General features: G+C 78.4%; 1 protein-coding gene. It reads right to left on the bottom strand.

What is annotated here, in order from left to right:
- Positions 1-8,242 (bottom strand): SDR family NAD(P)-dependent oxidoreductase (locus ACIOFR_RS41500; protein ID WP_401005919.1); only part of this gene is annotated, 8,242 nt, incomplete at both ends.

The raw sequence follows: 8,242 nt of genomic DNA, 5'->3' as shown, positions 1-8,242 counted from the left end.
GCGAGGGCGCGTTCGCAGTCGGCCATCGCGGTGGCGAACACCTCGGCGGAGTCGAGGAGTTCGACCGCCATCCCGGCCCACTGCGCCCCCTGCCCCGGGAACACCAGCACCGTCCCGCCGCGCGCCCGGCCCTCCGTCACCCCCGCCGACGGCAGTCCGGCCGCCAGCGCGGCCAGCTCCTCCCGCAGCTGCTCCCGGTCGCCGCCCACCAGCGCCGCGCGGTGCGCGAACGCCGCCCGGCCGGCGGCCAGCGTCCGGGCCACCTCGTCGGCGTCCAGCTCCGGTTCGGCGTCGAGCCGGGCCAGCAGCCGCCCGGCCTGCCGGCGCAACGCACCCGCGTCGCGGGCCGACAGCAGCCACGGCAGGCCCGCCGCGGCCGGCACCCCCGGCGCCTGCTCCGGGGCCTGCGGCGCCTCCTCCACGATCGCGTGCGCGTTGGTGCCGCTCATCCCGAACGAGGACACCCCGACCCGGCGCGGCCGCCCGTCCCGCGGCCACCCGTGGGCCTCCGTCAGCAGCCGGACCGACCCCGCCGACCAGTCCACCTTCCGGGTCGGCTCCTCGGCGTGCAGGGTCTTGGGCAGGACGCCGTGCCGCAGCGCCAGCACCGACTTGATCACCCCGGCGACGCCCGCGGCCGCCTGGGTGTGGCCGATGTTGGACTTCAGCGAGCCCAGCCACAGCGGCCGGTCCGCCGGCCGGTCCTGCCCGTAGGTGGCGAGCAGCGCGTCCGCCTCGATCGGGTCTCCCAGCGTCGTCCCGGTGCCGTGTGCCTCCACCGCGTCCACGTCCGCCGCCGACAGACCGGCGTTCGCCAGCGCCTGCCGGATGACCCGCTGCTGCGCCTGCCCGTTCGGCGCGGTGAGCCCGTTGCTGGCACCGTCCTGGTTCACCGCCGTGCCACGGACCACGGCCAGCACCGGATGCCCGAGCCGTCGGGCCCGCGACAGCGTCTCCACCAGCAGGACGCCCGCGCCCTCACCCCAGCCCGTCCCGTCGGCCGCTTCGCCGAACGACCGGCACCGGCCGTCGGCGGACAGCCCGCCCTGGCGGCTGAACTCCACGAACACGTCCGGGCTCGCCATCACCGCCGCCCCGCCGACCAGCGCGAACGTGCACTCCCCGGCCCGCAGCGACTGGCCCGCCAGGTGCAGTGCCACCAGTGAGGACGAGCAGGCGGTCTCCACCGTCACCGCCGGCCCCTGCAACCCCAGCGTGTACGCGATCCGCCCGGACGCCACGCTGGTGACGTTTCCCGCCAGCAGGTGCCCCTCGACGTCGGCCGACGGATCCCGCGGCCCGGTGCCGTACCCCTGCGAGGCCAGGCCCAGGAAGACCCCGCCCGCGCTGCCGCGCAGCGACGCCGGGTCGATGCCCGCCCGCTCCACCGCCTCCCAGGAGGTCTCCAGCAGCAGCCGCTGCTGCGGGTCCATCGCCAGCGCCTCGCGCGGCGAGATCCCGAAGAACCCGGCGTCGAACGCGCCCGGATCCGTCAGGAACCCGCCCGCCCGGGCGTAGAACGTGCCCGGCGCGTCCCGGTCCTCGCTGACCAGCGACTCCAGCGGCCAGCCCCGGTCACCGGGCAGCGCACCGACCGCGTCCCGCCCGTCGGCGAGCAACTGCCACAGCTCCTCGGGGGACTCGACCCCGCCGGGGAACCGGCAGGCCATCGCCACCACCGCCAGCGGCTCCCCGGCCGGCGACGGACCGCTGGCCACCGGGTCCACCGGGGCGGGCCAGGCCTGCTCGGCGCCGTACAGCTCGGCGTACAGGTGTCCGGCCAGCGCCGCCGCGGTCGGGTGGTCGAAGACCACCGTCACCCCCAGCTCCCGGCCGACGGCCGTGACCAGCCGGTTGCGCAGCTCCACCGCCGTCAGCGAGTCGAACCCGGCCTCCCGGAACGGCCGGTCCGCGTCCACCTCCTGCGCACCTCCGTGGCCCAGGACGTCCGCCGCCTCCGCCCGTACCAGCTCCTGCAGCACCCGCAGCCGGGCCGGCTCCGCCAGCGGGTCCAGCCGGCGGCGCAGCAGCACGGCCGCCGACTCCTCCGCCTGCGCCTCCCGCTCCTCCCGCGCCTCGCGGGCCGCCGGCGCGGCGGCGAGCAGTCCGGCGAGCAACGGGCTGCGCCGCGCCGACTCGAAGGACCGGCCGAACCGCGGCCAGTCCACCGCCGCCACCACGACGTGTGTCTCGTCCAGGTCCAGCGCCAGCCGCAGCGCGTCCAGCGCCGCCCCGGGCGCCATCGGCAGCAGCCCGTGCTCGCGCAGCCGCTCGCCGACCGGACCGGCCGCCATCCCGGCACCCGCCCACGGCCCCCAGGCCACCGAGGTCGCGGTCAGCCCACGGGAGCGGCGGTCCGCCGCCAGCGCGTCCAGATGGGCGTTGGCCGCCGCGTACGCGCCCTGGCCGCCGCTGCCCCAGGCCGCCGACACCGAGGAGAACAGCACGAAGGCGTCCAACTGCTGCCCGCCGAACAGCGCGTCCAGGTGCTCGGCCCCCGCCGCCTTCGCCGCCGACTCGGCGGCCAGCGCGGCCGGCGTGCAGTCCGCGAGCCGCGTCCCGGAGGTCAGGCCCGCCGCGTGCACCACGGCGTTCACCCGTTCTCCGCCCAGCCCGTCCAGCACCGCCCGGAGCGAGGCCCGGTCCGACACGTCGCAGGCCGCCACCGTCACCCGGACCCCCAGCGCCGTCAGCTCCGCCGCCAGCTCGGCCGCGCCCGGCGCCCGCGGTCCGCGCCGGCCGGCCAGCACCAGGTGCTCGGCCCCGGTGGCGGCCAGCCGGCGGGCCAGCTGCGCGCCGAGCCCCCCGGTACCCCCGGTGATCAGCCAGGTGCCGGACGGACACCCGGGCGTGGACCGCTCCGCCGGGACGGCCGCCGGGGCCGGTCGCAGCCGCCGTCCGAACAGCCCGGCCGCCCGCACCGCCACCTGGTCCTCGCCGTCCGTCGCCGACAGCGCCGCGCACAGCCCGCGCCAGGCCGCCGCGTCCGGCTCCCCGGGCCCGGCGGGCAGGTCGACCAGCCCGCCCCACGACTCCGGGTGCTCCAGCGCCGCGACCCGGCCCAGGCCCCACAGCTGCGCCTGCTCCGGCCGGGCGCCCTCGTCCCCGGTGACGGCGACCGCGCCCCGGGTCACGCACCACAGCGGCGCCCGCAGGCCCGCGTCGCCGAGGGCCTGCACCAGCTCCAGCACCCGGCCGGCGCCGCCCAGCAGCGACACCACGCCCGCCGGGTCCGCCGGCCCGGCGGCCAGCTCGGCCAGCTCGGCCCGTCCCGCCGCGGCGGGCACCCGTACCGTCCGGACCGTGGCGCCCGCCTCGGCGAGCGCCCGCGCGCAGCCGTCCCCGGCGCCGTCGTCCTCCGGCACCAGCAGCAGCCACTCACCCGCCAGCCGGACGCTCTCCGGGACGGCCAGCGGCTGCCAGCCGATCCGGTACCGGGCCGCGGCCGACCCGCCGACCGGTCGCTCCGGCCAGAACCGGCGACGCCGGAACGGGTACGTCGGCAGCTCGACCCGGCCCGGGCCGGGACTGCCCTGCCGCCAGTCGACCGGCACACCCCGCACGTACAGCCGGGCCAGTGCCCCGGTCAGCGCCTGCGGCTCGGGCCGGTCCTCCCGCAGCAGCGGCAGCACGGCGCCCTCGGCCGTGTCCGGCAGGCACTCCCGGACGAGCGCGGACAGCACGCCGCCGGTGCCCAGCTCCAGGAAGGTACCGGCCCCCTCGGCCCGCAGCCCGCGCACCCCGTCCAGGAAGCGCACCGGCTCCCGCACGTGCCGCACCCAGTACTCCGGAGAGCACAGCAGTTCGGCCCCGGCCGGCCCGCCGGTCAGGTTGGAGATCACCGACAGCACCGGCGGGCGGTACGACAGGCCCTCCGCGACCGTCCGGAACTCCGCCAGCATCGGATCCAGCAGCGCGGAGTGGAAGGCGTGGCTGACGGCCAGCCGCTTCACCCGTCGGCCCGCCGACCGGAACTCCTCCGCAGCCCGGAGCACGGCCTCCCGCTCCCCGGACAGGACGCACGAACGCGGCCCGTTCACCGCCGCCAGGGCGACCGACGGGTCGGCCAGCGCGCCCGCCAGCTCACCCTCCTCGGCCTCCACGGCCACCATCGCGCCGCCGCCCGGCAGTTCGTCCATCAGCCGGCCGCGCGCGGTGACCAGCGCGGCGGCGTCCGCCAGGTCCAGCACCCCGGCGGCGTGCGCCGCGGACAGCTCGCCGACGGAGTGCCCGATCAGCAGGTCGGGCGTCACCCCGCGGTGGCGCAGCAGCCCCAGCAGGGCGGTCTGCAGGGCGAACAGCGCCGGCTGGGTGTACCGGGTGCGGTCCAGCAGCGCGGCCCGCTCGCTGCCGGGCTCCGCGAACAGCAGGTCGGCCAGCGGCAGGTCCAGGTGCGGCGCGAGTGCGGCCAGCACCTCGTCCAGCGCGTCCGCGAAGGCCGGCTCGGCGCGGTAGAGGCCGGCCCCGGCGCCCGCCCGCTGGCTGCCCTGACCGGGGAGGAGGAAGGCCGTGCGGCCCGCCGTGCCGGCCGTGCCGGTCACCACGCGGGCCGACCGGGTGCCGGCCGCGAGCGCCCGCAGACCCTCGACGAGCTCCTCGCGGCCGGCGCCCAGCACGGCCGCGCGCCGCTCCAGGCCGGCCCGGCCGGCGGCCAGCGCCCGGCCCAGCTCCGCCGGGTCCGGACCGGTCCGGTCCGCCAGCAGGCCGGCCAGCCGTTCGGCCTGCACCCGCAGCGCGGCGTCGCCGCGGGCCGACAGCAGCAGCGGGAGGTCCGGCGCCCGCCCCTGGTCGGGCGCCGCGGGCGACTCGGGGGCCTGTTCGACGATGACGTGCGCGTTGGTGCCGCTGATGCCGAACGAGGAGACGCCGGCCCGCCGCGGACGCCCGTCCGTCTCCCACACCCGCGCCCCGGTGAGCAGCTCGACCCCGCCCGCGGACCAGTCGACGTGCGGGTTCGGCTCCCCGACGTGCAGGGTCCGTGGCAGCACGCCGTGCCGCAGCGCCAGGACGGTCTTCATCACCCCGGCCACCCCGGCGGCCGCCTGGGTGTGCCCCAGGTTCGACTTGACCGACCCGAGCAGCAACGGCCGGGCGGCGGGCCGCTCCCGCCCGTACACCGCCTGCAACGCCTGCGCCTCGATCGGGTCCCCGAGCCTCGTCCCGGTGCCGTGCGCCTCCACCGCGTCCACGTCGGCGGCCGTCAGCCCGGCGTCGGCCAGGGCCGCCCGGATGACCCGCTGCTGGGACGGCCCGTTGGGTGCGGTCAGGCCGTTGCTGGCGCCGTCCTGGTTGACGGCCGAGCCGCGGACCAGCGCCAGCACCCGGTGCCCCAGGCGGCGCGCGTCCGACAGCCGTTCCAGCACCAGCACCCCGACGCCCTCGCCCCAGCCGGTGCCGTCCGCGTCCGCCGAGAACGCCTTGCACCGGCCGTCCGGGGCAAGCCCGCGCTGCCGGCTGAACTCCACGAACAGCTTCGGCGTGCTCATCACCGTCACCCCGGCCGCCAGCGCCCGGTCGCACTCGCCGCGCCGCAGCGCCTGGGCCGCCAGGTGGATCGCCACCAGCGACGAGGAGCACGCGGTGTCCACGGTCAGCGCGGGGCCCTCCAGCCCCAGCGCGTACGAGATCCGGCCGGACAGCACGCTGGCGGTGTTGCCGGTCAGGAAGTGGCCCTCGGACGCGCCCGGCGCGCCCTCCAGCACGGACAGGTAGTCCTGCCCGTTGGTCCCGACGAAGACGCCGGTCCGGCTGCCCCGCAGCGCGGCCGGGTCCTGCCCCGCGTCCTCCAGCGCCTCCCAGGCGGACTCCAGCAGCAGCCGCTGCTGCGGGTCCATGGCGAGGGCCTCGCGCGGCGAGATCCCGAAGAACTCGGCGTCGAACCCGGCCACGTCCCGCAGGAACCCGCCCTGCCGGCTGTACGTGGTGCCCGGCCGGTCCGGATCCGGGTCGTACAGGCCCTCGGTGTCCCAGCCCCGGTCCGACGGCCAGTCACCCACCACGTCCCGGCCGTCCGCCAGCAGCTGCCAGAACTCCGCCGGAGTGCTCACCCCGCCCGGGAAACGGCACGCCATCCCGACCACCGCGAGCGGCTCGTGGGCCGGGACCTCCCCGCCCGCGGCGGGTCCGGGGTCGGCGGGGGAGCGGGCGCCGTCGGGGAGTGCGAGGTCGCCCAGCTCGGCCAGCAGCCGGCCGGCCAGCGCCAGCGGCGTCGGATGGTCGAACAGCACCGTCGCGGGCAGCCGCAGACCACTGGCCGCACCGAGCCGGTTGCGGAGCTCCACGGCGGTCAGCGAGTCGAAACCGAGCTCGGCGAACGCCCGGCCCGGCTCCAGGGCTCCGGTGTCGCCGTGCCGCAGCACCGCCGCCGCGTTCGCCCGCACCAGATCGGTGACCACGTGCAGCCGCTCGCCGGCCGGCACCCGGGCCAGCCGCCGCGCCAGCTGCCCGGCGGGCTCCGTACCCCCCGGGGGCCGGTCGCCCGCCGCGTCCGGGCCGCCGTCCGGCGTGGGCAGCCCCGCCAGCAGGGCCGGCCGCAGCCCGCCCGCCGCGGCGAAGCGGTGCCAGTCCACCTCGGCCACCACGACCAGCTCGTCACCCTCGCGCAGCGCGCGCCCCACCGCGGTGACCGCGGCCGCGGGTGCCATCGCCGGCAGCCCGCGCTCCCGCAGCCGCCCGGCGACCTCGGGGGTCAGCATCCCGCTGCCACCACCGCCGTCCCCGGTGCCGCCCCAGGCGCCCCAGGCGATGGCGGTGCCCGGCAGACCCGCCGCCCGCCGCCGCGCCACCAGCGCGTCCAGCGCCGCGTTGGCCGCCGCGTAGTTCCCCTGTCCGGCGTTGCCGACCACCCCCATCAGCGAGGTGAACACCACGAAGGCGGACAGCTCCAGACCCGCCGTCACCTCCTCCAGATGCCGGGCCGCGGTCAGCTTCGCCCGCAGCGAGGAGGCCGTCCGCTCCGGCGTCAGCGCGTCCAGCAGCGCGTCGTCCAGCACCCCGGCCGCGTGCACCACCGCCCGCGGCCGGTGCTCGGCGACCACGGCCGCCAGCGCCTCCCGGTCCGCCAGGTCACAGGCCGCCACCACCACCTGCGCGCCCAGCTCGGCCCGCAACTCCGCCGCGCCCGGTGCCTGCGCACCACGGCGGCTCACCAGCACCACCCGCTCGGCGCCCTGGGCCACCATCCACCGAGCCAGGTGGGCGCCCACCGCGCCGGTCCCGCCGGTCACCAGGACCGGGCCGTCCGGCCGCCAGCCGGCGGTCCCGGTACCCGCCGCCACCGGGGCGGGCAGCAGCCGCCGTCCGTGCACGCCGGTCGAACGCACCGCCACCTGGTCCTCGTCGCGGCCGCCCGCCAGCACCGCGAACAGCCGCCCGGCCGCCCGCCCGTCCAGCACCTCCGGAACGTCCACCAGACCACCCCAGCGCTCCGGGTGCTCCAACGCCGCCGTCCTGGCCAGCCCCGCCACCGCACCCTGGACGGGATCGCCCGGCCGCTCACCGCCACCCAGCACCGCCGTCCCGGTCACCAGGCACCACAGCGGGGCACCGATCCCGGCCTCACCCAGCGCCTGGACCAGCGCCAACGTCAGCGCCACCGCCCCCGGCAGATCGGCGAACCCCGGGTGCACCCGCGCCTCCCGCGCCAGCAGCGACAGCACCCCGGCCACCGGCCCGCCGTCCACCGCCTCGGTCAACCGGGCCGCCAGCGACTTCCGCCCCTCCCCGGGACCACCGGCCGCCCGCACCGCCACCACGTCCAGCCCCGCGGCGGCCAGTACGGCCACCACCTCCGCGCCCTCACCCGACTCCGGCAACACCGCCAGCCACCGACCCGCCGGCGCCCCCACCGGACCCAGCGCCAGCGACTGCCAGCCGATCCGGTAGCGCCAGGCGTCCGCCCGCCCCTCGACGGCCCGCCCGCCGCGCCACCGCGACAGCGCGGGAAGCACCTCGCCGAGCGTCTCGGCACCGACCCCCAGCGTTGCCGACAGCTCGGCCACGTCCTGCTGCGCCAGCTCCTCCCAGAGCCCGTCCCCGCCCGGAGCCGGGGCCGGGGCCGCGACCTGCGACGGTTCCAACCAGTACCTCTCGCGCTGGAAGGGGTAGGTCGGGAGGTCGGCTTTGGTGCCTTCGCCGGTGGACTTGCTCCAGTTGATGGGGAGTCCGTGGGTCCAGGCGTGGGCGAGGGAGTGGAGGAGGCGGGTGGTGTGGCCTTCGTTGCGGCGGAGGGTGGGGATGGTGG

Source organism: Kitasatospora sp. NPDC088346 (genome assembly GCF_044740765.1).
In the GTDB taxonomy this organism is placed as follows: Bacteria; Actinomycetota; Actinomycetes; order Streptomycetales; family Streptomycetaceae; genus Kitasatospora.
This window is presented reverse-complemented; position numbering and strand designations above follow the sequence as displayed.